Consider the following 24,169-nt stretch of genomic DNA (forward strand, 5'->3'; position numbering starts at 1 on the left):
CGCGGGACGACGCGGTGCAGCCAACGGCCGCGATCAGAGTCCGGCGGCCCCAGGTTCGCCGTACCTTGATTCGCCAAATTTCGGGATCCGCCAAACCTCGGGTTTCGCCAAACCTTGGCCCACCTTCGGTGTTGCACCGCGGGGGCTGAGATCCACGTCGCCGAATCCCGCCCTCAGATCCACATCCCGACCCGTATCGATGCCAGCGCTCGACCTGACCGCTCCGGTCGCCATCCCCGGGGCCGACGACCGGACCGCGGCCCGGCAGAGGCTGTCCACCCGGCTGCTGTTCCTGATCGTCGGCCTCGCCAACGCCACCTGGGCGCCCCTGGTGCCGCTGGTGAAGGACCGCGCCGGCCTCGACGCGGCGGGGCTCGGCCTGCTGCTCCTCACCTTCGGCGTCGGCTCGATCCTGGCGATGCCGAGCGCCGGGGCCGCGGCCGCGCGGCTCGGCTTCCGGCCGGTCCTGCTCGCCGGCACGCTCGCGATCGGCCTCGCCCTGCCGGTGCTGGCCGTGGGCTCCGGGCTCGTGCCGCTCACCGGGGCGCTGCTGCTGTTCGGGGCCGGGATGGGGGCGGTGGACTGCGTCATGAACCTGCAGGCCGTCGCGGTGGAGCGCGCCGCCGGGCGCCCGATGATGTCGGGCTTCCACGGCCTCTACAGCCTCGGCTGCATCCTGGGGGCGCTGCTGGCCAGCGTCCTGATGGGCACTGGCCTGGGCGCCGGCTGGAGCGTGCTGATCCTGGTCGCCGGCATCGTGGCCCTGTTCGCGGCCGCCTGGCCGGGCATCCTTCCGGCCGGCGGGACAGGGGGAAGCGGCGGGCCCGCCTTCGCGCTGCCCCGCGGCCCGGTGCTGGTGCTGGGCCTGCTCTGCTTCGTGGTGTTCCTGACCGAGGGCTCGGCCCTCGACTGGAGCGCGGTGTTCCTGATCCAGCAGCGCGGGCTCGATCCGGCCTGGGCGGCGCTCGGCTACGCTTCCTTCTCGGTCACCATGACGGCCGGCCGGCTCGGCGGGGATGCGATCGTGGCCCGCCTCGGCCGGCGGCCCGTGGTGATCCTCGGCGGCCTGCTGGCGGCGGCCGGCCTCGCGCTCTCGGTCGTCATCCCGGCCTGGGAGGCGGCGCTCGCCGGCTACGCCCTGGTCGGGGCGGGCTGCGCCAACATCGTCCCGGTCCTGTTCACGGCGGCGGGGCGCCAGACCGCGATGCCCGCGCGCGTGGCGGTGCCGGCGATGACGACGCTGGGCTATGCCGGGGTGCTGGCGGGGCCCGCGCTGATCGGCTTCGCCGCGCAGGCGCTCGGCCTGCCCGCGTCCCTGCTGATCGTGGCGGCGCTGCTCCTCGGCGTGGCGGCGGCCGGCCGGTCCCTGCGGGTGTGACCCCTCACGCCTCGGCGTTGCGCGCCATGAAGGTGGCGGGCGTCCCGTCCTCCGGGTTCACGAAGACGATGTCGGTCGGCGCCCGCCGGGGCGTGTCGATCGACAGGAACACCACCGGGTCCCCGGGCTCGAGCGCCGGCATCGCGTGGACCGTGCCTTTCTCGAAGAACAGGAGCTGGCCCGGGCCGAACGCCGTCTCGGCGGCCGGATCGCCCAGCCAGACCCGGCCCCGGCCCGAGAGGCAGTAGAGGTACTCGTCGCAGGTGGCGTGATAGTGCGGCGGGGTCGGCCGGTAGATCCGGAACACCCGGGCGCTCGCCGCCTCCCGGTCGGTCAGGTAGGTGTCGACCAGGAGGGTCTCGGCGCTGTCGGGCAGACCCGCCGCCAGCGCCGTCACGTCGAAGAGGCCGGTCCCCGCCGCGTCCGCCATCACGTCCTCCTCAATCGGAAAACCCTTCGAGCACGATCTTCCCCCTGGCGCGCCCGCTCTCGACCAGCGCGTGGGCGCGCCGCAGGTTCGCGGCGTCGATCCGCCCGTAATGCTCCCCCAGGGTGGTGCGCAGGCGCCCGGAATCAACGAGGCGGGATATCTCGTCGAGGAGCGCCCCCTGGGCGGCGATGTCGGCGGTGGCGAACATCGAGCGGGTGAACATGAACTCCCAGTGCAGCGACAGGCTCTTGCGCTTGAGGAGCCCGACGTCGAGGCGCTCCGGATCGTCGATCAGGGCGAGGCGGCCCTGCGGGGCGATCAGCTCCACGATCGCGGCGAGGTGGGCGTCGGTGCTGGTCGTGGAGAAGACGAGGCCCGGCGCGCCGATCCCCAGGGCCGCCACTTCCGCCGCCAGGGATCTGGAATGGTCGACCACGTGGTGGGCGCCGAGGTCCCGGCACCAGGCCGCCGTCTCAGGCCGCGACGCGGTGGCGATCACGGTGAGGTCGGTGAGTTCCCGGGCGAGCTGGATCGCCACCGAGCCGACGCCCCCCGCGCCGCCGACGATCAGGATCGCCGGGGCCGCGCCCGGCACCGGCTTGTCCACGTCGAGCCGGTCGAACAGGGTCTCCCAGGCGGTGATCGCGGTGAGCGGCAGGGCGGCGGCCTGCGCCCAGTCGAGGCTCTTCGGCTTGTGCCCGACGATGCGGGCATCGACGCAATGGTATTCGGCGTTCGTCCCCGGCCGGGTGAGGTCGCCCGCGTAGAACACCGCGTCGCCCGCGGCGAAACCCTGGACCTCCGCGCCGGCGGCGACGACGGTGCCGGCCGCGTCCCAGCCGAGCACCTTGGTGCCGCCTTCCTCCGGCTCGGCCCGCCGCCGAACCTTGGTGTCGACCGGGTTCACCGAGACCGCCTCGACCTTCACCAGCAGGTCGCGCGGGCCGGGCTCGGGCTGGGGCAGGTCGAAGTCGACCAGGGCCTCGGGATCGGTGATCGGCAGGGACTTGCGGTAGCCGACGGCGCGCATGGTGATCTCCTCGGAGTGTCGCCGCAGGAGATGCCGCCCGCCTTCACGGGCCGCAAGTACGCACATAAAACGCCACTAGTGCCGGAAATGATACCGTCGGAGACAGCCCATGCCCCGCACCCGCCGCCACACGGGCGCCTGCAGCCCCGGCTGCGCCGTCGAGGCGACGCTCCGGCTCATCGACGGCAAGTGGAAGGGCGTGATCCTCTACCACCTGCTGGAGGGGACCCTGCGCTTCAACGAGATCCGGCGGCGCCTCGCCAGCGTGACCCAGCGCATGCTCACCAACCAGCTGCGCGAAATGGAAGCCGACGGCCTGATCACCCGGACGGTCTACGCCGAGGTTCCTCCGAAGGTGGAATACAGCCTGACCGAGCGGGGGCGGTCCCTCGACCCGGTCATCCGCGCACTGAAGACCTGGGGTGATCTGCACGCGGAATTGGCAGATACCACTCAAAACGCCGCCTGATTGGGCAAACCGGTGCCGAATATGGGCGCGACCACATAACCGGATCTTTATGACTTGGCCGGAAGGTGGCGCATCTCCCGCCGGACGGTTCCAGAACTTCCGATGCCGATCCTCGCCTCGCTCCGCGCCCGCATCCTGGCGGTGGCGCTCGCCCCGTGCCTCGCCTTCGCGGGGGCGGCTGGCCTCGCCGTGTCGGACCAGTGGGCGCGCCGCGCCGAGATGGGCCGGGTGGAGGGCCTGGTCGGCCTCGCCTCCCGGATCAGCGCCTTCGTGCACGAGGCCCAGCGGGAGCGCGGCGCCTCGAGCCTGTTCCTGGGCGCGAAGGGCGCGCAGTTCGGCCCGGAACTGGCGGCCCAACGCGAACGCACCGACGCGGCCCTCGCCGGGCTTCCCGAGGCCATGAAGGCCGCGACGGGCTTCGGGCCGGTCTTCCAGGCGCGCGGTGAGGGCTTCGCGCGGGCGCTGACCGGGCTGGCCGCGCAGCGCCGGGCGGTCGACGCCCTGACGGCGGCCCCGCCGCAGGCCGTGGCCTACTACACGGGCCTGATCGGGGAGGGGCTCGGCCTGGTGCGGGCCATGGGCGGCGCGATCGACGAGGCCGGCCTCGCCGCCCGGGCGAACGCCTACGCGGCCTTCCTGGCGCTGAAGGAGGCCGCCGGCCAGGAGCGGGCCGCCGCCTCGGCGGTCTTCGCCTCCGGCACCCTCGACCTCGCGGCCGCCCGCCGCCTCGCGACCCTCGCGGCCGACCAGGCGACCTATGCCGGCCTGTTCCGGGCCGGCGCCGAAGCGGGGCAGGCGAGCCTGCTCGACGCCGCGGAGGCGACCGAGCCGTCCCGCGCGGTCGCCCGCCTGCGCGCGGGCGTGCAGGAGACGATGCCGGGGACGCCCCCGGCCTTCCGCGACGCGCCGGGGTGGTTCCGCCTCGCCACGCAGCGGATCGACGCCCTCAAGGGCGTGGAGGATCGGCTCACCGCCGACCTGGTGGCGGCCGCGGGGGCGGCGCACGCCCGCGCCGAGCGGATGCTGGCCCTCTGGGCCGCCGGCGGGCTCGCCCTGTTCGCCCTCTCGGCCGGCCTCGCGGTCTGGCTCGGCACGGCCATCGCCCGGCCGCTCTCCCGGATGGCCGGGGTGCTGACCGCGATCGGCCGGGACGCGGGCACGGCCGACCTGACCATCCCGACCGGCGGGCCGCGCGAGGTCCGGGCGATCGCCGCGGCCGCCCTGGCGTTCCGCGACAGCGTCGCCGAGCGCCGGGCGGCCCGGGCCGCGCAGGAGCGGCTCGCCGCCGAGACCGCGGCGGTTCAGCGCGCGGCCGCCCTCGGCCTCGCCGACAGCTTCGAGCGCCAGGTCGGCGGGATCGTCGAGGCCATCTCGGCGGCGGCGGCCCAGCTGGAGGCCTCCGCGCACGGGATGGCGCGGGCCGCCCAGGACACGACCGATCTGAGTCGGGCGGTGGCGGTGTCGGCCGATTCGGCCGCCCGCTCGGCCGACACGGTGGCGGCGGCCACCGAGGAGCTCACCGCCTCGGTCCGGGAGATCGGCGTGCAGGTCGGGTCCTCGGCGGACCTCGCGGCGAACGCCACGCGGAGCGCCGACGGCATGGCCGGGGAAGTCCACCGCCTCGCCCAGGCGGCCGGCAGCATCGGGGAGATCGTCGCGATCATCTCGCAGATCGCCGGCCAGACCAACCTGCTGGCGCTCAACGCCACCATCGAGGCGGCCCGCGCCGGGGAGGCCGGCCGCGGCTTCGCGGTGGTGGCCGCCGAGGTCAAGACGCTCGCGGAGCAGACCGCCAGGGCCACCGAGGAGATCGCCGGCAAGGTCGCGGAGATCACCGGATCGACCGAGGCCTCGGTCCGGTCGATCGGCGGCATCACGGCGGTGATCCGCAACCTCGCGCGGATCGGCGCCGAGATCGCCGCCATGGTCGAGCAGCAGGGCGCGGCCACCGCGGAGATCGCCCGGACCACCGCGCAGACCTCGCAGGACACACGCGGCGTCTCGGGCCACATGGCGGGTGTCGGCGCGGCGGCCGGCACGGCGAGCCAGGGCTCCGCCCAGGTGCTGCGGGCGGCAGCCGACCTGTCCCGGCAGGCGGGCGACCTGCGCGGCGCCGTCGAAGGCTTCCTGGCCCGGGTCCGCGCGGCCTGAAGAGAGGCTTCCGGCGGGTCGAGCCCCCTGGCGGCGTCGGGAACCGTCTCGGCGCGAGGCGGCCCGGGGATCCGATGACGGGCTTGCGGCCGCCACGACACGCCGCGCTCCCTGGGCGGCACGGCGATCCAGGGCTTCGAGGCCGAACGCGCCGACCGCCACGAAGGCTCCGCGCCGGCCGCGAGAGGGCACGGGGACGGTGCACGCCCGGAACCCCGGGGCTTCAGCGCGGGATCCGGGCCGGATCGCCTCCGGGTTTCCGGCTCGGTCGGGAATCAGTCGGGAATCGCGAAACCGATCGACAGACACAGGGCCGCGACGGCCGTCAGGGCCATGGCGGCCTGACGGACCTGACGCCAGCGCGCGCTGCGCGCGCGCTCCTCCGGGCTGGCGCCGAGCTGGAGCTCGTCGTCGAAGCCCGTCACGAAGGATTCGAAACTCGGGAAGGCGCGCCGCGCGAGCCAGATCCACACGCCGACGGCGATCAGGCCGAGGACCCAACCGCCGTAGGTAAACGCATCGTCCAACATCCGGCGCAGCCCTCGAGACGACGCCCCCCTCGCGACTTATTCTACGGGAAGTTGCGAAGATTGCCTAGGCGGAAGAAGGGCTTCCGGTGGCGGTTCCGTGTTTCCGAACGTGTCTCGCCGGGACCGATCGGGTGCCGGTCCGGCCGCGTCCCCGTCGCGCGTCCGTCACGGCCCCGGCGGGTTCCTGTCGCTCCCCTGTCAGTCTCTCGCGCGGCCGAGGGCGTAGAGGGTGATGGCGGCGGCGTTCGAGACGTTGAGGCTGCGGATCGCGCCCGAGAAGGGGATCCGGGCCAGGACGTCGCAGCAGCCCCGGGTCCGCTCGCGCAGGCCCTTGCCCTCGGCACCCAGCACGATCACCAGCGGCCGCGCGATCGTCAGCGCGTCGAGGCTCTCGGGCGCGTCCGAATCGAGGCCGACCCGGGTGAAGCCGCGCTCGCCCAGGGCGATCAGGGCCTCGGCGAGGTTCCGGACGGTCACGAAGGGCACGTGCTCCAGGCCGCCGGAGGCGGACTTCGCCAGGACCCCGGTGGCGCCCGGCGCGTGGCGCGCCGTGGTGACGATCCCGGCGACCCCGAAGGCCGCGGCGGTGCGCACGATCGCCCCGACATTGTGCGGGTCCGTGATCTGGTCGAGCGCCAGCAGCAGCGCGTCGGCGGGCAGGTCGTCGAGGCCGGGCGCGGGCAGGGGCTCGGCCTCCAGGTACAGGCCCTGGTGGACGGCGTCCGGGCCGAGCAGGCGGCCGATGTCGCTCGGCCGCACCAGCTCCGGGGTGATCCGCACGGCGCCGCCGAACTCGGCCTCCAGCCGCGCGGCCGCGTTCTCGGTGGCGAGCAGCCGGTGCAGGCCGCGCTGGGCGTTGCCCAGGGCCTGCACCACGGGATGCCACCCGTAGAGCACGGTCGGCCCGTCGCCGCCCTCCTCCCACGGGCGGGACGCCCCGCCCGGGCGACCTCCGGACCGGGGGGCGGGGCGCCGGGGCCCGTGCGGGCGGGGCCGGGCGGGGCGTCCGCCGGGCGGCCGGGCGTCGTCGCGGCGATCCGTCATCGGGCCGCGATCGGCGAAGGGGCCCTGGGTCGGGCGAGGCTGGGTCGGGCGAGGCTGGGCCAGACGAATTCGGGCAAGGGGGGCATCGGCGCGCTCTTCTCTGAGGGCCCTGTCGGAAGGAGCCGAGAAACCGGGCGGCATCGCGCGCGTCAAGCCGGCATCACACCGGGAACTGCCGGCAGCCCTCGGGGATCCAGGGCCAGGACGATCGACGGAGCGCGCCGGCACGGCCCCGGATTCCGTCGCCGACCCGTCAAGTCGGGACGGTCTTCCCGCGTAGGAATGTGGAAAACGAACTCATATTCCCTTTGTGACCTGTGCATGTGCGGGCGCGACACGGTCGTTCGTCAGAACGAACGGCCTGGTCCGCAGTAGGAAGATTATCTGGACGAATCTCTCAGAGAGTCAGTTCAGCAAGTTATATGGGGTTGCGAATTCCGCATCTGTGCCAGGGCCTTGGCCTGCATTCGCGCATTCGACTCTGCGCCGGCCCGCATCGGACTCTGCGTCGCGGCGTATCCGATTCTGCGCCCGGACGGCCGGTCGGCGTATCGGAATCTGCGCGGCGGCGTATCCGATTCGGCGCGAATCCGGGCCCGGAGCGGTGAATAACGGGGACGGACACCGAGCGGTCCCGCGTATCGGACTCTGCGTGGGATCGCCGGGGGAGCGGGGCCCGTATCGAACTCTGCGCGTGCCGGCCCGGGAGCCGGCCGTGAAGGGAGCAGTGTCGGCCCGCTTTCGGGCGCGTCCCCGCGACCGGGGAAGCGTGGATAGCCGGGACAAGGCCGATCGGACGGGGGCCGCGGCGGGCGAATCGTGGCATGGCAGGATCGGGCCGTCCGTCCGCCTGGCGGATCGACGGCCCGTGTACCGCGGGCCGAGGGGCGATGAGCATCGAGGAGAAGATCGCCGGGATCCACGACCCGGACCTGCGGGCCGAGATCGAGGCGGCGCGCGGCGGCTTCCTGTTCGCGCAGATCGTCGAGCACGTGCTGCACCGTCAGCGCGAGCGCGACGCCCAGGCCGCCCTCCTGGGGGAGGAGGAGAGCCGCCGGGCCGGGCTGTCCCGCGACCAGCGCCGCCGCGACGCGGTGCGCCTCGTGATCGAGAACGAGCCGGCCGTCCCGTCGAGCCTCCAGCACATCCACTCGGTCCTGGCGCTGTGCGGCCTGCCCTACCGGGACCCCGGGCCGGTGCGGGAATTCTCCCGCAGCTACGGCCGCAACTCGCTCAACCTGATCGCCGGCCGGATCAAGGACCCGGAGACCGGCGCCTTCGAGCCCCAGGGGCTGCCCTACGGCCCGAAGGCCCGGCTGGTGCTGCTGCACCTCTGCACCGAGGCCGTGCGCCAGCGCAGCCCCACCGTGAAGGTGGCCGAGACCCTGTCGGGCTTCATGCGGGAGATGGGCTTCGCGGTCACGGGGGGCGAGCGGGGCACCATCCGCCAGTTCAAGGAGCAGCTGAACCGGCTGGCCGCCTGCTCCATGCAGATCGGCCTCTGGGACGGGCGCGACAGCGCGACCACCCTCAACGTCCCGCCGTTCCGCAGCCTGGAACTGTGGCGCCCCCGCGCCGGGGAGGGGGACGACGAGGCCGGCCGCACGGTGCGCTTCGATCCCGAATTCTACGAAACCCTGATCCGGCACGCCCTGCCGGTGGACCTGCGGGCGGCCCGGGCCTTCTCGGGCTCGGCGCGCAAGCTCGACCTGCTGTTCTGGACCGGCTACCGCCTGCGGTCCCTGCAGCGGCCGCTCCGCCTGACCTGGGCCAACCTCCACGCGCAGTTCGGGGCCGAGAACGCCTCGATCCGCAGCTTCCGCCAGGCGTTCAAGGCCGATCTCGCGCATCTGCGCGAGGTGTTTCCGCGGCTGCCGCTGGTGCTCGACGACGGCGGGCTGACCCTGCACCCGGCCGATCCCAGCACGCTGCTCGTGCCGCCTCGCCCTGCGGCTAAGGGAATACGGAAACGCCTCAAGGAATAGAACAGGGATCGCTGACTCTCATTCCCTCAGGGAATGTCTGCCGGACGGAATATGTGAGGGCGGCTATTCCTTGAATGGCGCGGAATGAGATATGTGTTCCGTCCGCCTGGAAGGAACATCACGTGGCCCTGTCGGATTCCGAGATCGCGGCGCGGCTCGCCGCGCTGCGACGCCAGCGCGAGGCGCTCGACCGGGAGATCGCCGATCTCGTCCTCTACCAGGAGCTCGGTCGCCGGTTGGCGGCCGGTGGAGCGGACGCGCGGCCGGACCCGGCCCCGAAGCCCGAACCGCCGGCAGGGCCACGCCGAGACCCGGCCGACGAGCCGCCGCGGGGGCGGGACGTACGGGACGTCCTAGAGGCCCGGTCCGGATCGCTTGCCGACGCGGCGGGCGCGGCCCCCGGGCACTGGGGCGCGCGGGCCGGTCCGGCGGCGCGGTCCGCGGGGGCGCCCGGTCCCGTCGGCGCCGCCGGACCGATCCCGCCGGCGATCGCCTTCACGGAGGACGCCGCCGGCGCCCGCCGCTACGGCCGGGCCGTGGTGCAGGCGGCCTGCGCGGCGATCGCGCGGGCGGGCCGGCCGCTGCACGCGGCCGAGATCCTGGAGGTGCTCGCCGGGCAGGGCTTCACCCTTCCCGGCCGGGATCCGGTGGCGGCCCTGAACACGCGCCTGTGGAAGCGGTCCGGGCCGGGCGGCCCCCTGAACCGGGTCGCCGAGGCCACCTACGCCCTGGCATCCATCCCGGGATCCGCCCCGGCATGGCCGGGGCCGGAGCCCGCCTGAGGGGCGCCGGTCACGAAGACGTGAGGCCGGACCCCGCCGGCTCCCCCATATTGGGGGGGCGCCGCGACGGGCGATCTGCTTGGCTGCGCGCCGGCAGACGGCGTCCCGGCCGGGGAGGACGTGCATGAACAGGATCGGCCGTGATCGGATGATCGGGCGGGCGCGATGACCGCGGCGCTCGCCGCGCCGGCCACGCAGGTCTGCGCCTTCATGCTCGGCTGCGCGCTGATCCACGTCGCCCGCGGCCACGCCGATCTGATCACGCGGCTCCTCGCCGTCACGGCGGTCGGCGCGGCCGTGCTGGTGCTTCTCGTCGCTTCCCTCGACTACGCGCCGGAAGGCGGAACCTTCGACGAGGTCACCGTCTACGCGGCCTCCTGATCCGGGCCGCCCGATCCGGCCGCTTGGCCCATCAGGGGCCGCTCAGTTGACCAGGCAGAAGCCCTGACCGGTGCCAATCCGGCGCTCCTGCGCGCACCAGGGCTTGGACGCGCCGGGGCCGGTCGCCGGAACCTTCAGGCTGGCGGTCGTCTGCGCGGGGTCGGCGGCGGTGCCGCGGAGGGTGAGGCTGCCGACGGGCACCCGGCCGGGCGCGGGCCGGAGCGCGACCGGATCGGAGCCGGCCTCCGCTCGCGATCCCGGCGCGACCGCGCCGTCCGGTGCCGGGAGCGCGGGGCTCGCCGCCACCGGTTGCACCGGGTCGGGCGGGCTCAGGGTCGCGAGGCCGGGCATGTCCTGCGCCGCCGCGGCGCCGCACAGGACCAGGCAGGCGGCCGAGGCCGCGAGGAACCTGATCATCGACGAAGCTCCTGACGAGAACCATTCCGCCGGCCGGTCCCGCGGGCCGGACCTGCCGTGAGGCTGAGTCTGGCCTCCCGCTCGTTAAAGGGGCGCGAAGATTCAGGATTAACCGGTTTTGAAGATCGCCGTCTCCCCGGAGGCGGACAGCCTTGACGGCCCGCGCGGCGGGCCGCCGTCGTCCGGGAATGGAGGCCCGGCGACCGGGTGCGGACGCGGCGCGGAGCCGCTCCCGATCGCGCCGGGAACGGCTCCGCGCCGTCGTTTCGGGCCGTCGGTTCGGGCCGTGTCGCCGCGAACCGCCCCGGGTGGGCGGCGCGCCCTCCGCCCGACGGGTCTCGCCGCCGGCGGAGGGCGCCAGGGTCCTCAGTGCGCCGGGGCCGCCACCGCGGCGGCGAGCCGGTCGTGCGGGACACCCGACCCGCCCACCACCGCGATCCGGCTGCCGCCGGCGCTGCGCCGGCTCGCCCAGTCGCCGATCATCTCCAGGCAGGTGTGGTCGATGGCCGCGAGGTTGTCGGTGGCGAGGCGGACCTCGCCGCCCGCGGGGGTCCGCTCCAGGGCCGCCGTGAGGCTCGGCAGCTGCAGGAAGGTCGCCGCCCCCGACAGGCGCAGCTCCGGCACGCCGGGCACTTCGGGGGCCGCCGCGTGCTCGATCCGGAGCCGTCCCTTGCGCAGGCTCGGCAGGGCCTGGATCAGGCTCAGGGCGAGGCCAGTGAGCACCCCGGTGAGCAGGTCCACCGCCACCACGGTGGCCATCGTGGCGAGCCAGATCGCCGCGGTCAGCCAGCCGTAGCGGGCCTGCAGGTGCAGGGCGTGGGCCGGGCTCGCCAGCCGCCAGCCGGTGACCACCAGGATGCCGGCGAGGCTCGCGGTCGGCACCAGGGCCAGCAGCCAGGGCAGCGCGAGCAGGAACGCCAGGATCCAGGTCCCGTGCATCACCGTGGCGGCGCGGCTGACGGCGCCCGCCTGCACGTTGGCCGACGAGCGCACGATCACCCCGGTCATCGGCAGCGCGCCGGCGAGCCCGCAGATCAGGTTGCCGATGCCCTGCGCGCCGAGTTCGCGGTTGAACTGGGTGCGGGGACCGTCGTGCATCCGGTCGACGGCGGCCGCCGATAGCAGGCTCTCGGCGCTGGCGATCACCGCGATCACCAGGGCCATGATCAGGATCTCGGCCTCGGCGAGGCGCGCCCAGGCTTCGGCCGCCGGCAGGGCGAGGCCGGAGAACAGGGCCTCCGGCACCGCCACGCGCTTGACGGCGAGATCCCCGAATCCCGCCACGAGGCTGCCCGCCAGCACGCCGACGAGCGCCCCGGGCAGGAGCCGGAGCCGCGCCGGGCGCAGCCGCTCCCAGGCGATCATCGCCGCGATGGTGATCCCGCCGACGATCACGGCCCCGGTGCGGTCGCCCGTGCCGCTGACGAAGTTGAAGAACGCGGCCGGGATCGCCACGAGGTTGTCGAGGCCGCTCGCCCGGGGGAGGGCGTCGGTCAGGACGTGGATCTGGGCCAGCACGATCAGGATCCCGATGCCGGCCAGCATGCCGTGCACCACGGCCGGCGAGATCGCCCGGAACCAGCCGCCGACCCGCAGGGCGCCGGCGACGAGCTGGACGAGGCCCGCCACCACCAGAACGGGACCCAGGGCGTCGAGACCGTGCGCCTGCACGAACCCGTAGACGATCACGGCGAGCCCGGCGGCGGGCCCGCTGACCTGGAGCGGCGAGCCGGCGAGGAGGCCGACCACGATGCCGCCGACGATGCCGGTGATGAGGCCGCGCTCCGGCGGCACGCCGGACGCGATGGCGATGCCCATGCACAGGGGCAGCGCCACCAGGAAGACCACCACGGAGGCGGGCAGGTCCCGGGCGAGGCTCGCCCGGACGGCGCCGTCCGGGGCGAGGGCGCTCTGCAGGCTCGTGGTCAGGCGGCCGGGGGCGCGCATGGTCAGGCCGCCTGCAGGCGGCTGCTGGCGGAGGAATCCTGCGCCACGGGCATGTCGGCCCCGGCGATCGGCCGGAATTGCCCGCTCGCGCCGTCGTAGGCCAGGAGGGCACCGGTCTCGATCTCGAAGAACCAGCCGTGCAGCCGCAGGGAGCCCTTGGCCAGGGCGGCGGCGACGCTCGGATGGGTGCGCAGGTTGGCGAGCTGGACCACCACGTTCTCCAGGGCCAGGGCGTGGTGGCGGGCCTGGGCGTCCATCCCCTCGGGATAGGCCTCGCAGACGATCCGCTCGGCGGCCTCGGCGTGGCGCAGCCAGGCCGCGACGCTGGGCATCCGCTTGAGCAGGTCCCGGTTCATCAGCCCCTTCATGGCGCCGCAATCCGAGTGGCCGCAGACCACGATGTCGCGCACGCCGAGGGCCACCACGGCGTACTCGATCGCCGAGGAGACGCCGCCGACCACGTCGGAGGCCGGGGGCACGATGTTGCCGGCGTTGCGGCAGACGAACAGGTCTCCGGGTCCCGCCTGGGTGATGTGCTCGGGCGAGACCCTGGAATCCGCGCAGGCGATGATCAGCGCGCTCGGGTGCTGACCGTCGCGCACCAGCTGCTGGTACATCTGCCGCTGGCCGGGGAAGACGCTGCCCTGGAAGCTGGCGATGCCCTGGATGAGGTTGTTCATGAAGGGTCCCTGAGGCCGGGAGAACCGGAAGGCGAGAACGGGGAAGGGCGATGCGCCGGAGCGCGCAGCGGTGTTCGGTCGGCTCCGCCCGGCCGGAGGTGCCGGGCGGCGGGTGTCGGTGCCGGGTGTCGGTGTCGGGTGTCGCGTCGGAGGCCCGGCCTCCGACGTCTCAGCGACGGACCCGGCGGCGCTCCGCGGTTCCGGAGGCCCAGTGCGGGTCGACGACCTGGCCGCGCGCCACGGTGGCCCCGGCCCTGTCGTGAACCATCGGCGCCCCGAGGAGCTGCCCGGACCCGGAGCGCTGCGAGTGCAGCGAGCGCGGGTCGTGGTGCGGGTCGTTGATGTAGGAGCTCATGTGGCCGCCGCCGGCAGCCTGCCGGCTCCCGCCGCCGCCTTCGCCCGCCTGCGCCGCCAGGGGCGCTCCGAGGATTCCGACCACGAGGCCGAGGGCGAGGCCGAAGGCGGGACCGGCCGCGCGGCCGCGAACCGGGAGATGTCGGGACTGGGTGCGGGACTGGATCATGACGTTTCCTCGCTGTTCGACTTGTGGCGAGGGACACCGCATCCCTGCCGATAAGTCGACCCTAGTCTACATTTTCGGAATAGCGTGTGCGCATCGGCACATTGTATCGACGAAAGCTTTAATCCGTGGCGTAAGTACTATCGTGTGCGTCCGCGCACGTCTTTGTCCATCTTGAGAGAGCGGCCGGGATTAAGGACAGATCTGGCGCCGACGGCGCGGAGCGTGTCCTTCAGGAGCGTGTCCTTCCGGCGCGAGTCCGCGGCGCGCAGGGCCGCGCGGCCGCCCTCGCATCGCGGACGCGCGCGCTGTCGGGTGCGGTCGGGACGACGGCCGCCCGGGCCGGAGCGGGGTCAGGCCCGTCCGGTGTGGAGACGCGCCGCGGGCAGGGGATTGGCCGCCACGTAGACGAGGCCGCCGGCCTCGTAGGTGAGGCTGGCGGTCCTGCCTCCGGCGAGGCCCCGCTCGAGCAGGCGGGTGCCGAACCCCTTCCGCGACGGCGAGACGACCGGCGGGCCGCCGCACTCGCGCCAGGTCAGCCGCAGGGTCTCGGTGTCCGGACCCGCCTCCACCGTCCAGGCCAGCGCGGCCCGCCCGCCCGGAACCGACAGGGCGCCGTGCTTGACCGCGTTGGTGCACAATTCGTGCAGGATCATCGTGAGCGCGAGGGCGCCCTCGGGCGGCAGCCGCAGGTCGGGGCCGTCCAGGGTGATGCGCGGGGTGTTCGCACCCGGAGCGTCCCGGTCCGCAGGGTCACGATCCGAAGTCTCCCGACCGGAGGAATCCCGGTTCGAGGGATCGCCGCCCGCGGGGTCCGGACCCAGGAAGGGCCGCACCGCCTGGGCGGCGATGCCGCGCAGATCCGCGCTCGCCCAGCTCTCGCGGGTCAGGATGTCGTGGGCGCGCGACAGGGCGAGGAGCCGCGCCTCGAAGGCGTCGCGCCCGGCCGCCGCGCCGGCGCCCAGATTCTTCAGGCTCTGCGCCGCCATCGCCTGCACGGTGGCGAGGGTATTCTTCACCCGGTGATTGAGTTCGTCGATCAGCAGCCGGTGGGTCTCGGCGCGCCGGGCCCGCTCGTCCGCCGCCGCCGCGAGGGCGTCGGCGATCGTCGCGCCCTCGCGCACGAGGGAGCGGGGCAGCGTCGGCAGGGGCTGGTCGCGGCCCAGGGTCTCGGCGGCGGCCGCCAGATCCAGCAGGGGGCGGGCGATCAGGCCGGCGAGCAGCCACGCGAGCAGCGCCGCCGCGAGGGCCACCGCGCTGCCCGTCGCCAGGATGCCCCCGCGCAGGGCCGCCACCGAGGTCAGGGCCCGGTCGGCCGTCTGCCGCACCACCACCTGCCAGCCGAGGCCCGGATAGTCGCGGTGGCCGGCCGTGGACGCGCGGGCGCTGAGATACGCGGCGTCGTCCGGCCAGGGGCCGACCCGGCTCGTGCCCTCCGGATCGAGGGGCCGGCCGCCCGCCAGGACCGAGCGGGGCAGGGGGGCGCCCTGCAGGGCGGGCGGCCCGAGGAGCACGGTGCCGTCGCGGGACAGGATCAGGATCTCGGCGCCCTGGCGGTGGCCCCGGAGGCCAGCCTCGAGGATGCGGGCCATGTCGCGCGCCCAGGTCCAGTCGAGATGGGCGGCCAGCACCCCGAGGACGCGGCCGTTCGGCGCCCGCACCGGCGCCGCGACGTCGAGGAGCCGCAGGGGCTCGCGCGACGCCGCGCGCGCGGCGGCCTCGTCCGGGGGCATCAGCGCCTCGAGGAGCTTGGCCGGGTGCACGTCGCCCACGTAGGGGCCCGCGCGGCCGCCGCGGAAATAGTCGCGGCCGGAGACGTCGGCGCCCTCCAGGGCGCCGGTGCTGGTGACGGAGAAGCGCCCGTCGGCGTCGATCAGCCCGATGATCGAGTAGGCCGGGTAGGTCGCCTGGAGCCGCTCCATCACGGCGCGCTTGGCGGCCGTTCCGGTCCCGGGATCGCGCAGACTGTCCGAGGCGGCGGCGATCTGGATGTCGCGCCAGCGCTCGAACATCCCGATATCGAGGCCCCGGGCCATCTGACCGGCGATCTCGGCGAGCTGGCCGCCGACCTCCGCCTCGAGCCGTCGGGTCGCCTCGCGGCTCACCAGGGCGGCGAGCGTCAGGGTCGTCAGGAAGCCGAGCGTGCCGAAACCCAGGGCCAGCACGACGCGCAGCCGCGGCGCGCGCCACCGGTCACGCCATCCGCCGCGGCGGCCGGTCCGGTCCGCGGGGCCGGCGCAGGGCGCCGCAAGGGATTCCGATCGCGCGACCGCTTGCATCCGATCTCCCTGGGATCGGCCGGCTCCCGGTGGAGGGAGATCGTGCCCGCGATCCCGTCTCAGCACGCGGGGCAGGCCTCAGCAAGGCGGAAACGGGCCTCGGCGATGCAGAATTTCTATCGGGAGTTGCAAATCTGCACGCCGTCGTCCCCCCGCCTCGTCCGGGTGCGGTCCGGGCTGCCGGCCGGGGCCTCAGTCCTCGAGAAGGGCGTGGGCTGCCCGGACCAGGAGCCCGCCCGGCCGGCGCAGGGCGTCGAGCACCGAGAAGTGCTCGGCCCCGGGGACCGGCAGCAGGGAGCCGGGGGCGTGGGCCGCCGCCCGCAGGGCGTGCAGGTTGCGGGCGTCGTGGATCAGCGCCGGCAGTTCGCGGGAGCCGTAGGCGATGCAGAGCGGCTTCGCGATCACCGGGAGCCGCAGGGGCGACAGGGTCTCGATCTCGCCGTCGGTGAGGCTCAGCTTGGCGTCCAGGGAGGTCTGGCGGATCGGCGCGAGGTCGTAGACGCCGGAGATCGCCAGACCCGCCGCCACCGCCGGATGGCCGAGCTGCATCGCGGTGAGCAGCCCGCCCGCCGACCAGCCCGACAGGATCAGGGGACCGCGGATCCCGCGCGCGGCCCCGTGGGCGGCCAGCCAGTCGAGGGCCGCGCCGATCTCCGCCACGATCCGGGAAAGGCCCGCCTCCGGCGCCAGGGTGTAGCCGACCATCGCCACCGACCAGCCGGCGGCGTTCGGGCCCTCCGCGAAGCAGGCGAACAGCTCCCGGGCGCCCCGCTGCCAGTAGCCCCCGTGGATGAAGACCAGGCAGGGCGCCGCCGCGTCCCGCGCCGGGTAGAGGTCGAGGGCGTTGCGGGCGCCGGGGCCGTAGGGCACGTCGAGGCCGGCCGGATGCGCCGCCCGATAGGCGGCCGAGGCCGCGTCCCGGGCGGCCACCTGGGCGGCGCTGTCGGCCACCGCGCGGGTGTTGTCGTAGCAGGCGTCCCGCGCCTCCTGCGCGAGGATGTCCCAGCGGCGGCGCGGATCCGCGGGGGTCGGATCGTCCAGGCGGAACTCCAGCACCATCGTGTCCGTCTCGGGCCGCTGCGGTCGCCCGCACCATGGCAGGCGGCCGGGCCCGGGTCGAGGCGGTTCAGAAGCCGGGCGCGGCACCCGGGACGGTGCCGCCGTAGCCCCAGCCCGTGAGCGGCGGCGCCGCGACCCGCTCGCGCGTCGCCGGCGCGACCGTGCGGGCGAGGGGCCGGGGCCGCTGCCAGACCCGCCAGAGCGGACGGTCGCGCGCCGCCATGCGGGCGAGGGTCAGGTCCATGTCGGAGGCCGCGCGGTGATGCGGTCGCCCGGCGGGGGGCGCGGCCTGCCGGCGGGCCTCGGCCGGGGCGGCCAGCAGCGGGGCCGTCGGCAGGAGGAGCGTCGGCAAGAGGAGCGTCGACAAGAGGAGCGTCGACAGGAGGACGGCGAGGATCGGGGCGGGACCGGGACGCATGGTCGGGGCTCCGGGACGAGCGGGCCGAAGGGGCCCTACCCGGCGGCTACGCCCGAACGTCGTCCCGGTTCCGGGTCTGCGCCGCCGGGCGCCGGGCATTGCCCTGGATCCCCGGAAGGCCGAGAACTCCGGCGGACGCCGCGCCCCTCCGAAACCGATTCGGGAGGGGCGGTGTGCCGGCCGCGGCCCGGCCAAGACCTAGCCAAGACCCAGCCAAGACCCAGCCAAGACCTCCCCAAGGCCTCCCCACGACATGGGATCCATGACAGAGTCCGCACAGACCGCCACGCCGCGCCCCGGCACGCCCGATCCGGCGGCGCTGCTCGCCGCGCTCGTCGCCTTCGACACGGTGAGCGCCCGCTCGAACCTGCCTCTGATCGACTGGGCGGAGGCCTATTGCCGCGACCTCGGCGCCGCGGTCGAGCGGGTGCCGGATCCGACGGGCCGGAAGGCGGCGCTGCTGGTCAGCGTCGGGCCTTTCGAGACGCGCCCCGGCTACGTGCTCTCCGGCCACAGCGACGTGGTGCCGACCGACGGCCAGCCCTGGTCGTCGGACCCGTTCGTCCTGCGGGAGGAGGGCGGGCGGCTCTACGGGCGCGGCACCTCCGACATGAAGGGGTTCCTCGCGGTCTGCCTCGCGCTCCTGCCCGAGATGGTCGCGGCGGAACTCGCCACCCCGATCCACATCGCGATCTCGTACGACGAGGAGATCGGGTGCCTCGGCGTGCGCCCGCTGATCGCCCGGATGCTCGAGCGCGTGCCGCGGCCGCTCGGCTGCTTCGTGGGCGAGCCGACCGGAATGGACGTGGTGGTCGGCCACAAGGGCAAATCGGCCGCCCGCCTCACCTTCCGCGGCAAGGCCAGCCACTCGGCCCTGGCGCCCCAGGGGGTCAACGCGGTCGAGTACGCCGCCCGCTTCATCGAGCATGTCCGCCTGTCGGCGGAGGCCATCGCCCGGGACGGCGCCCGCGACGCGCTCTACGACGTGCCCCACACCACCGGCCTGTCGAGCGTGGTCCGGGGCGGATCGGCGCTCAACATCGTGCCCGACAGCTGCAGCGTCGAGTTCGAGTACCGGGCGATCGGCGCGGACGATGCCGCCGCGCTGGCGGCGTCCGCGATCGCCTACGCCACCGGGACGCTGGCGCCGCTGATGCGGGCCGGCGATCCGGCCTGCGGCGTCGCGGTCGAGCCGCTGATCGATTATCCGGGCCTCGACACCGATCCGGAGGCGGCGATCGTGACCCTGGCCAAGCGCCTCGCGGGCCGCAACGGCCACGCCAAGGTCTCGTACGGCACGGAGGGCGGGCTGTTCGAGCGGCTCGGCGGCGTGCCGGCCGTGGTGATCGGGCCGGGCTCGATCGCGCGCGCCCACCGGGCGGACGAGTACGTCACCCGGGACGAACTCGCGGCCTGCGCGGGCTTCGTGCGGCGGCTGATCGGCGCCTGCGTGACCGGCTCCGCGGCGGCGTCCCAGGGTGCGCTCCCGGGCTGAACCGGCCTCCGCGCCGGTCGGGCGCGCCGCCGGTCCGCGGAGCCTCCGCCGCGCGGCGCGATCTCACCAGGGCGATCTCACCAGGGGATGCGGCCGAAGCGGTCGACCAGCCGCCGGTACTCGGCCTCGCTCTCGGCCCTCGACGTCCCGCCCTGGCCGACATCCGAGCTTCCGGAGCCCGGATGCACGAGGCGGCACACCAGCGGCAGGACGAAGCCGTGCCGCACGAGCTGCACGTTGGGGCCGCCGAGCTGGAGGACGTTGGCGAGCCACGGGCGGACCAGGGAAGCGTGCTGCAGCGTGACGGGCGCCGTCGCCTCGACGAGGTGGGCGCGGCGCAGGCCGGTCTCGGCGAGGCGGCCGAGCCACTCGTTGTCGTAGTGCCACTTCGCGGCCGGGCTGATCGCGCCGACCTGCGCGAAAGTGGCCCGCCGCATCAGCCAGCCCGACGGCGTCGCGAAGTCGTTGATCCGCACCACCTCGCCGGCCTCGTCGGTCTCGAGCTGCGTCGAGGAGACGAAATCGAAGCGGTCCAGGGCGCGGACGGCGACGCCCAGATAGGGCGGCAGCCAGCGATCGTCGTCCTCGAGGAAGCCGACGAGGTCCCAGCTGTCGTCGACGGCGGCGATGGCGGCGTTCAGCGCGGGGATCTGGCCCTTGCGCGCGCCGCGCGCGAAGGTGACCTGCGGGTGCGCGGCGAGCCGTGCCGGGATCTCGGTCCCGGGATCGGTCCCGACGAAGAAGTGGATCGTCGCCGGCCGGTCGAGCTCCTGGGCGTTGGCGCTCGCGATCGCGTGCTCCAGGAAGTACGGGCCGGCCTCTCCGGCCAGGGTCGAGGGTTTGAGCCGCGACGGCGTGATGATCGCGATTCGCATGGTCAAGGCTCGCCGGTTCTGCGGATACGGTTTGCGGTCCGGTTCCCCCGATCCGCGCGCCGTCACGCGTGATCACCGCGCGTCGACCGAGAGAGACTTGCAGAACTGGAGCCGAGACGGGACCGTGCCTGTCAAGTCTCGGACGATCGGTTCGGGTAGAGTTCAATAATGATCGAAAAAATTTCGAGCTACTGTATACATCGAGATCGATCGATCGGCCGAGAATCGATCCGAAATTCCGGAAATTTCCGGTGTTCCATTATTTTCGCGAAACGGCTTGAATCATTGTTGCCGCGATGCCACCCTCGCTCGAAGAAGCGCGGCATGTCGGGCGGCGGAGCTCCTCCCGGCCGGCACCGGCCCGTCGCCGAGGAAACCTTCGCGCCGCTCGCGGCTTGGATCAGCGCCTTGGATCACCGCCTTGGATCAGCGGTCCGCACCGGGCCGGGTTGAGGGAGACCCTTCAGAGCATGGCCAGCCTCAGCGTCGCGATCGCGTTCGGCGTCCGCCTGCTCCTCGTGCTGCTGTTCCTGCCGTTCAGCGCCCTCGACAAGATCCTGAACTTCAGGGGCGCGGTCGGGCAGGCGCGGCAGGCCGTGCACGCCACCGCGCCCGCGGCGGCGCTGATCCTGATCGGGCTCTGCGTCGAGATCGGGATGTCGCTGTGCATCCTGACCGGGACCGCCGACCGGGCCGCCGCCTTCGTGCTCGCCGGCTATTGCGGGGTGACGGCGCTGCTGTGGAAGCAGTTCTGGGTGCCGGGGGATTTCTGGGCCGGGGGCAGGGGCCGCGAGCTGTTCTGGGACTTCCTGAAGAACTTCGCGCTGGCGGGCGGCTTCCTGCTCATCACCTTCGGCACCGGCGCCGGGACGGTCCAGGACTTCCTCGCCGATCCGCTCGGATCGACCCATCCCTACGCGATCGCCGACCGGGCCCGGCCGTAGCGGGGCGCGGTCTGCGGGGCTCGGCGCGGCGAGGTCCTCAGCCCTTCGGCACGGTGGCTTCCATGGACGGGCGGCGCTCGAACTCCGCGTACCAGGCGGCGACCGCCGGGCGGCCCTCGCGCCACGCGAGATCGGGGAAGCGCAGGTCCAGGTAGCCGAGCGCGCAGCCCAGCGCGACCGTGCCGATATCCAGCGCCGGCATCCCGCCGACCAGGCTCTCGAACCGGTCCAGCGCCGCGCGGATCTTGCCGACCTGACCGGCCTCCCAGGCGTCCCAGCGGTGGGGCTCGGGACGCAGCACCCGCTCGTAGCGGGTGAGCAGCGCCGCATCGAGCAGGCCGTCGGCGAGCGCCTGCCGGGTCAGCGCGTCCCAGCGGGCGGCGCCCTCGGGGAACAGGCGCGGGCCGGCGGAGAGGTTGTCGAGATACTCGCAGATCACCCGGCTGTCGTAGAGGGCTGTGCCGTCCTCCAGCACCAGGGCGGGGATCTTGCCCAGCGGATTGTGGGCGGCGACCTCCGCGGAGGGGCCGGTCGGCGAGGCCCCCGCGACGGTGACGGCGATCCGGTCGATCAGTCCCGTCTCGTGGGCGAGGACCAGCACCTTGCGGGCGTAGGGAGAGGCGGGGGAGTAGAGGAGCTTCATCGGACCGTCCCGGTTTGGTCTCAGGCGCCGTGATCGCGGCGCCGGGACCTTGCACCGATACCGCGGGGAATCCAGTCCCCGGCGCCCCGCCGGAGGCTCAGACCTTCCGGGTCATCCTGGCGCCGGCATGGACCACCCGGCTGCGGCTCCGGCCCGGGCTCGGGCGTCGCACCCGCATCCGCTGGCGCCAGACGAGGATGGCGCTCGCCACCCGATCGAGGACGAGCATGCACAGGCTGCCGACGATGGCGAGCACGCAGGCGGCCCCGATCAGGACGCCCCAGATCCCGGGGGCCGGGATGATCATCAGGCACAGGAGACCGAAGACGGCCGCGCCAGGTATCCACTTCGCCATCGCGCCGTCCGCCTGAACCAAGGGTGTCGCTCGGGCACAAGCTGCACCGAGACCCTTAAGAGGGTTGGTTCGACTGGTGTGTAGGCGAATAGTTTTGTCTCTAGAAGATATGAATCTGTCAGTCTCGGTTTATGTACGGTAAATACGGCGGTGAATATGGTCGGTCATCGGCGTCCCGGGACCTGATCTCAATCCACCAGCGACAAGGTCCGTCCGGCGCTGACCAGATGGTAGAAGCGGCCGTCGAACATCTGCATCACCGCCTCGGTGGCGGCGTGCGATTCCGGGCGGATCGACGAGGCGAGGCAGGCGTCCAGGGCCGCCTGGTCGGGGAAGTCCATCTCCAGGATCATGGCGATCGGCCGCGCGTCGTCGTCCTTGGAGACGAGGCGCTGGACCCGCACGGCGGTGACGCCCGGGAACCGCCGCCAGAACGGCTCCAGCTCGTCCCGGACCCGGCGGAAGAACTCCTCCTCCCGCCCGTCGCGCACCGTGCCCTCGTAGATCGCGGTCCTGGTCAGCATCGGCCGTCCCCCGGAAGTCCCCGTCAAACCCCCGGGTCAACCGCCGGCGGCGGGGATCGCTCCCCGCGATGATCCGGCAGCGCTCCGGCAGCGCTCCGGCAGCGCTCCGGCAGCGCTCCGGCGGTGACAACGCGCACCGGCTGTCGGCGGAATTGGCCGCCGGCGGGACGGACGGGCTTCTCCCCCGCGGCCGGTCGGCGTATCCAGGGACAGCCCATCGTGACGATGCGGGAGAGACCGGGATCTTCCCAGCAGAGGGGACCCGGCGCCGACGGAGCAACCGCCCCGGAAACTCTCAGGCACCGGAACCGTGTCGTCAGGGCGATCTGGAGAGTGGTGCAGCGGGCTGAAACCGTGGGCACCCGCCGAAGGGGACGTCCGTGCCTCGCCTCGCCAGGGCGGGTCGGATCAAGCTCTCAGGCACCGGGACAGATGGGGCGCGCAACCGGCCGACCGCTCGAGGGCGGCCTCCACGCGTCCAGTCCCGGAGTCCAAGCTCATGACCCACATCGCCGTGATCGGCGCCGGCATCACCGGCGTGACGACCGCCTACGCGCTCGCCCAGCGCGGCTACCGCGTCACCGTCCTCGACCGGCAGCGCTACGCCGCCATGGAGACCTCCTTCGCCAATGGCGGCCAGCTCTCGGCCTGCAACGCCGAGGTCTGGAACAAGCTCTCCACGGTGATGCAGGGCCTGCGCTGGATGCTGCGCCGGGACGCGCCGCTGCTGATGAATCCCAAGCCCTCCTGGCACAAGCTGTCGTGGATGGCCGAGTTCGTCCGCGAGATCGCCCATTACCGGGAGAACACCGTGGAGACGGTGCGGCTGGCCCTGAAGGCCCGGGAGGCCCTGTTCGCCATGGCCGAGGCCGAGGGGATCGACTTCGACCTGAAGACCCGCGGCATCCTGCACTTCTACCGGGACCGGGCGAGCTTCGAGAAGGCGACCGCCGTCAACGCCCTGCTGCGGGAGGGCGGCCTGGAGCGCTACGCCGTGACCCCCGAGGAGATCCGGGCGATCGAGCCGACGCTGGCCGGGCGCTACCACGGCGGCTTCTTCACGCCCTCGGACGCCACCGGCGACATCCACAAATTCACCCGCGGCCTCGCGGCCGCCTGCGCGCGCAAGGGCGTCCGCTTCGTCCAGGACGCCAGCGTCGAGACGATCGCGCCCGGGGAGGGGGGCTACGCCGTCGGCTGGCGCGAAGCGGGCCGGCCGGCCGGCGACGCGCGGGTCCTGCGGGCCGACGCGGTGGTGGTCTGCGCGGGCTGCGCCAGCCGGCACTTCGCGGCGATGCTGGGCGACCGGGTCAACGTCTACCCGGTGAAGGGCTACTCGATCACCGTGAACCTGCTGACCCCGGAGGCGCAGGCGGCGGCCCCGGAGGTGAGCATCCTCGACGAGGCGGCCAAGATCGTCACCAGCCGCCTCGGCGACGAGCGCCTGCGGGTCGCCGGCACCGCCGAGTTCAACGGCTTCAACCGCGACATCCGCCACGACCGGATCGAGCCGCTGGTCGACTGGACCCGCGAGCAGTTCCCGCGCGTCGACACCGACCGGGTGGTGGCCTGGAGCGGGCTGCGACCGATGCTGCCGACCATGCTGCCCAAGGTCGGCCGCGGCCGACTGCCCGGAATCTTCTACAACACCGGGCACGGCCATCTCGGATGGACCCTCTCGGGCGCCACCGCCGAGCTCGTCGCCGGGGCGGTCGCCGCCGAGCACGCCCCGGAGCCGACGATCCTGCCGCTCGCGGCCTGACCCGGGTCTCCGAAGGGCCCGAGGCCCTTCGGCAGGTTGTCAGGGCAGAGCCCTGACGCGCAGCGCGGCGC

The 24,169-nt window shown here is 73.9% G+C and carries 24 protein-coding genes and 2 riboswitches; of the genes, 9 read left to right on the plus strand and 15 right to left on the minus strand.

Going from position 1 to position 24,169, the window contains the following annotated elements; all coding sequences use genetic code 11:
* Window positions 1-199: 199 nt before the first annotated feature.
* Window positions 200-1,378, plus strand: a complete 1,179-nt coding sequence (locus C4T42_RS09530; RefSeq protein WP_083916121.1) for an MFS transporter — start codon at window positions 200-202, stop codon at window positions 1,376-1,378.
* A gap of 4 nt (window positions 1,379-1,382) precedes the next feature.
* On the opposite strand, the gene C4T42_RS09535 is transcribed toward C4T42_RS09530, so the two are convergent.
* Window positions 1,383-1,808 carry a cupin domain-containing protein gene (locus C4T42_RS09535; protein WP_042671331.1) on the minus strand — a complete coding sequence of 142 codons (426 nt, stop codon included), beginning with the start codon at window positions 1,806-1,808 and terminating at the stop codon, window positions 1,383-1,385.
* Between the two features lie 10 nt (window positions 1,809-1,818).
* On the minus strand, window positions 1,819-2,838 hold the full coding sequence (locus C4T42_RS09540) for a zinc-binding alcohol dehydrogenase family protein (protein ID WP_042671333.1): 1,020 nt from the start codon (window positions 2,836-2,838) through the stop codon (window positions 1,819-1,821).
* A 109-nt stretch (window positions 2,839-2,947) separates the two neighbouring features.
* Between C4T42_RS09540 and C4T42_RS09545 the strand changes: the two genes are divergently transcribed.
* Both C4T42_RS09545 and C4T42_RS09550 read left to right on the plus strand, forming a co-directional pair.
* Window positions 2,948-3,307, plus strand: coding sequence for a helix-turn-helix domain-containing protein (locus C4T42_RS09545; RefSeq protein ID WP_020095505.1), 360 nt, complete (start codon window positions 2,948-2,950; stop codon window positions 3,305-3,307).
* Between the two features lie 102 nt (window positions 3,308-3,409).
* Window positions 3,410-5,458: a nitrate- and nitrite sensing domain-containing protein gene (locus tag C4T42_RS09550; RefSeq protein ID WP_103985045.1), complete on the plus strand. Its 2,049-nt coding sequence runs from the start codon at window positions 3,410-3,412 to the stop codon at window positions 5,456-5,458.
* A gap of 275 nt (window positions 5,459-5,733) precedes the next feature.
* Here C4T42_RS09550 and C4T42_RS09555 read toward each other — a convergent pair whose 3' ends face one another.
* Together C4T42_RS09555 and C4T42_RS09560 are read right to left on the minus strand one after the other, a co-directional pair.
* Window positions 5,734-5,988 (minus strand): hypothetical protein, encoded by a 255-nt coding sequence (locus C4T42_RS09555; protein ID WP_026605300.1) that lies wholly within the window; start codon window positions 5,986-5,988, stop codon window positions 5,734-5,736.
* Window positions 5,989-6,186: 198 nt separating this feature from the next.
* Window positions 6,187-7,032 (minus strand): RNA methyltransferase, encoded by an 846-nt coding sequence (locus C4T42_RS09560; protein ID WP_083916122.1) that lies wholly within the window; start codon window positions 7,030-7,032, stop codon window positions 6,187-6,189.
* Window positions 7,033-7,922: 890 nt separating this feature from the next.
* On the opposite strand from C4T42_RS09560, the gene C4T42_RS09565 reads away from it, so the two are divergent.
* The 3 genes from C4T42_RS09565 to C4T42_RS09575 all read left to right on the plus strand — a co-directional run bounded on the left by C4T42_RS09565 (window position 7,923) and on the right by C4T42_RS09575 (window position 10,180).
* Window positions 7,923-9,017, plus strand: coding sequence for a replication protein RepA (locus C4T42_RS09565; protein ID WP_091677303.1), 1,095 nt, complete (start codon window positions 7,923-7,925; stop codon window positions 9,015-9,017).
* A gap of 122 nt (window positions 9,018-9,139) precedes the next feature.
* Entirely contained in the window at window positions 9,140-9,799 is a 660-nt protein-coding gene (locus C4T42_RS09570) for a hypothetical protein (protein WP_020095510.1), read from the plus strand.
* A 165-nt stretch (window positions 9,800-9,964) separates the two neighbouring features.
* Window positions 9,965-10,180, plus strand: coding sequence for a hypothetical protein (locus tag C4T42_RS09575; protein ID WP_103985046.1), 216 nt, complete (start codon window positions 9,965-9,967; stop codon window positions 10,178-10,180).
* Between the two features lie 42 nt (window positions 10,181-10,222).
* On the opposite strand, the gene C4T42_RS09580 is transcribed toward C4T42_RS09575, so the two are convergent.
* The 7 genes from C4T42_RS09580 to C4T42_RS09610 all read right to left on the minus strand — a co-directional run bounded on the left by C4T42_RS09580 (window position 10,223) and on the right by C4T42_RS09610 (window position 17,500).
* The gene (locus tag C4T42_RS09580; RefSeq protein WP_091677294.1) at window positions 10,223-10,597 is read right to left on the minus strand and encodes a hypothetical protein; all 375 of its coding nucleotides are present in this window, start codon (window positions 10,595-10,597) and stop codon (window positions 10,223-10,225) included.
* 366 nt (window positions 10,598-10,963) lie between these two features.
* Window positions 10,964-12,544 carry a SulP family inorganic anion transporter gene (locus tag C4T42_RS09585; protein ID WP_244603194.1) on the minus strand — a complete coding sequence of 527 codons (1,581 nt, stop codon included), beginning with the start codon at window positions 12,542-12,544 and terminating at the stop codon, window positions 10,964-10,966.
* 2 nt (window positions 12,545-12,546) lie between these two features.
* Window positions 12,547-13,224 carry a carbonic anhydrase gene (locus C4T42_RS09590; RefSeq protein WP_020095513.1) on the minus strand — a complete coding sequence of 226 codons (678 nt, stop codon included), beginning with the start codon at window positions 13,222-13,224 and terminating at the stop codon, window positions 12,547-12,549.
* Between the two features lie 169 nt (window positions 13,225-13,393).
* Entirely contained in the window at window positions 13,394-13,747 is a 354-nt protein-coding gene (locus tag C4T42_RS09595) for a hypothetical protein (RefSeq protein ID WP_244603195.1), read from the minus strand.
* 350 nt (window positions 13,748-14,097) lie between these two features.
* Complete coding sequence (locus tag C4T42_RS09600; protein WP_103985047.1) at window positions 14,098-16,023, minus strand: sensor histidine kinase; 1,926 nt, start codon at window positions 16,021-16,023, stop codon at window positions 14,098-14,100.
* Between the two features lie 192 nt (window positions 16,024-16,215).
* On the minus strand, window positions 16,216-17,082 hold the full coding sequence (locus tag C4T42_RS09605) for an alpha/beta hydrolase (protein ID WP_103985048.1): 867 nt from the start codon (window positions 17,080-17,082) through the stop codon (window positions 16,216-16,218).
* A gap of 67 nt (window positions 17,083-17,149) precedes the next feature.
* The gene (locus tag C4T42_RS09610) at window positions 17,150-17,500 is read right to left on the minus strand and encodes a hypothetical protein (RefSeq protein ID WP_103985049.1); all 351 of its coding nucleotides are present in this window, start codon (window positions 17,498-17,500) and stop codon (window positions 17,150-17,152) included.
* A gap of 262 nt (window positions 17,501-17,762) precedes the next feature.
* On the opposite strand from C4T42_RS09610, the gene argE reads away from it, so the two are divergent.
* The gene (argE, locus tag C4T42_RS09615; protein ID WP_103985050.1) at window positions 17,763-18,995 is read left to right on the plus strand and encodes an acetylornithine deacetylase; all 1,233 of its coding nucleotides are present in this window, start codon (window positions 17,763-17,765) and stop codon (window positions 18,993-18,995) included.
* Window positions 18,996-19,072: 77 nt separating this feature from the next.
* On the opposite strand, the gene C4T42_RS09620 is transcribed toward argE, so the two are convergent.
* Entirely contained in the window at window positions 19,073-19,870 is a 798-nt protein-coding gene (locus tag C4T42_RS09620; protein ID WP_103985051.1) for a glycosyltransferase family 2 protein, read from the minus strand.
* A gap of 470 nt (window positions 19,871-20,340) precedes the next feature.
* Between C4T42_RS09620 and C4T42_RS09625 the strand changes: the two genes are divergently transcribed.
* Window positions 20,341-20,814 (plus strand): DoxX family membrane protein, encoded by a 474-nt coding sequence (locus tag C4T42_RS09625; protein WP_042673314.1) that lies wholly within the window; start codon window positions 20,341-20,343, stop codon window positions 20,812-20,814.
* Between the two features lie 37 nt (window positions 20,815-20,851).
* On the opposite strand, the gene C4T42_RS09630 is transcribed toward C4T42_RS09625, so the two are convergent.
* From C4T42_RS09630 to C4T42_RS09640, 3 genes are all read right to left on the minus strand, one after another.
* Entirely contained in the window at window positions 20,852-21,457 is a 606-nt protein-coding gene (locus tag C4T42_RS09630; RefSeq protein WP_091981296.1) for a glutathione S-transferase, read from the minus strand.
* 97 nt (window positions 21,458-21,554) lie between these two features.
* Window positions 21,555-21,812, minus strand: coding sequence for a hypothetical protein (locus C4T42_RS09635; RefSeq protein ID WP_103985074.1), 258 nt, complete (start codon window positions 21,810-21,812; stop codon window positions 21,555-21,557).
* A 188-nt stretch (window positions 21,813-22,000) separates the two neighbouring features.
* Window positions 22,001-22,336 carry a hypothetical protein gene (locus tag C4T42_RS09640; RefSeq protein WP_056529955.1) on the minus strand — a complete coding sequence of 112 codons (336 nt, stop codon included), beginning with the start codon at window positions 22,334-22,336 and terminating at the stop codon, window positions 22,001-22,003.
* Between the two features lie 218 nt (window positions 22,337-22,554).
* Window positions 22,555-22,657: riboswitch (glycine riboswitch) on the plus strand.
* Window positions 22,658-22,660: 3 nt separating this feature from the next.
* A riboswitch (glycine riboswitch) is annotated at window positions 22,661-22,770 on the plus strand.
* Window positions 22,771-22,835: 65 nt separating this feature from the next.
* Between C4T42_RS09640 and C4T42_RS09645 the strand changes: the two genes are divergently transcribed.
* Window positions 22,836-24,098, plus strand: a complete 1,263-nt coding sequence (locus C4T42_RS09645; protein WP_042673311.1) for a D-amino acid dehydrogenase — start codon at window positions 22,836-22,838, stop codon at window positions 24,096-24,098.
* Window positions 24,099-24,169: the final 71 nt, after the last annotated feature.

The sequence above is a fragment of the Methylobacterium sp. 190mf genome, from assembly GCF_900107945.1.
In the GTDB taxonomy this organism is placed as follows: domain Bacteria; phylum Pseudomonadota; class Alphaproteobacteria; order Rhizobiales; family Beijerinckiaceae; genus Methylobacterium.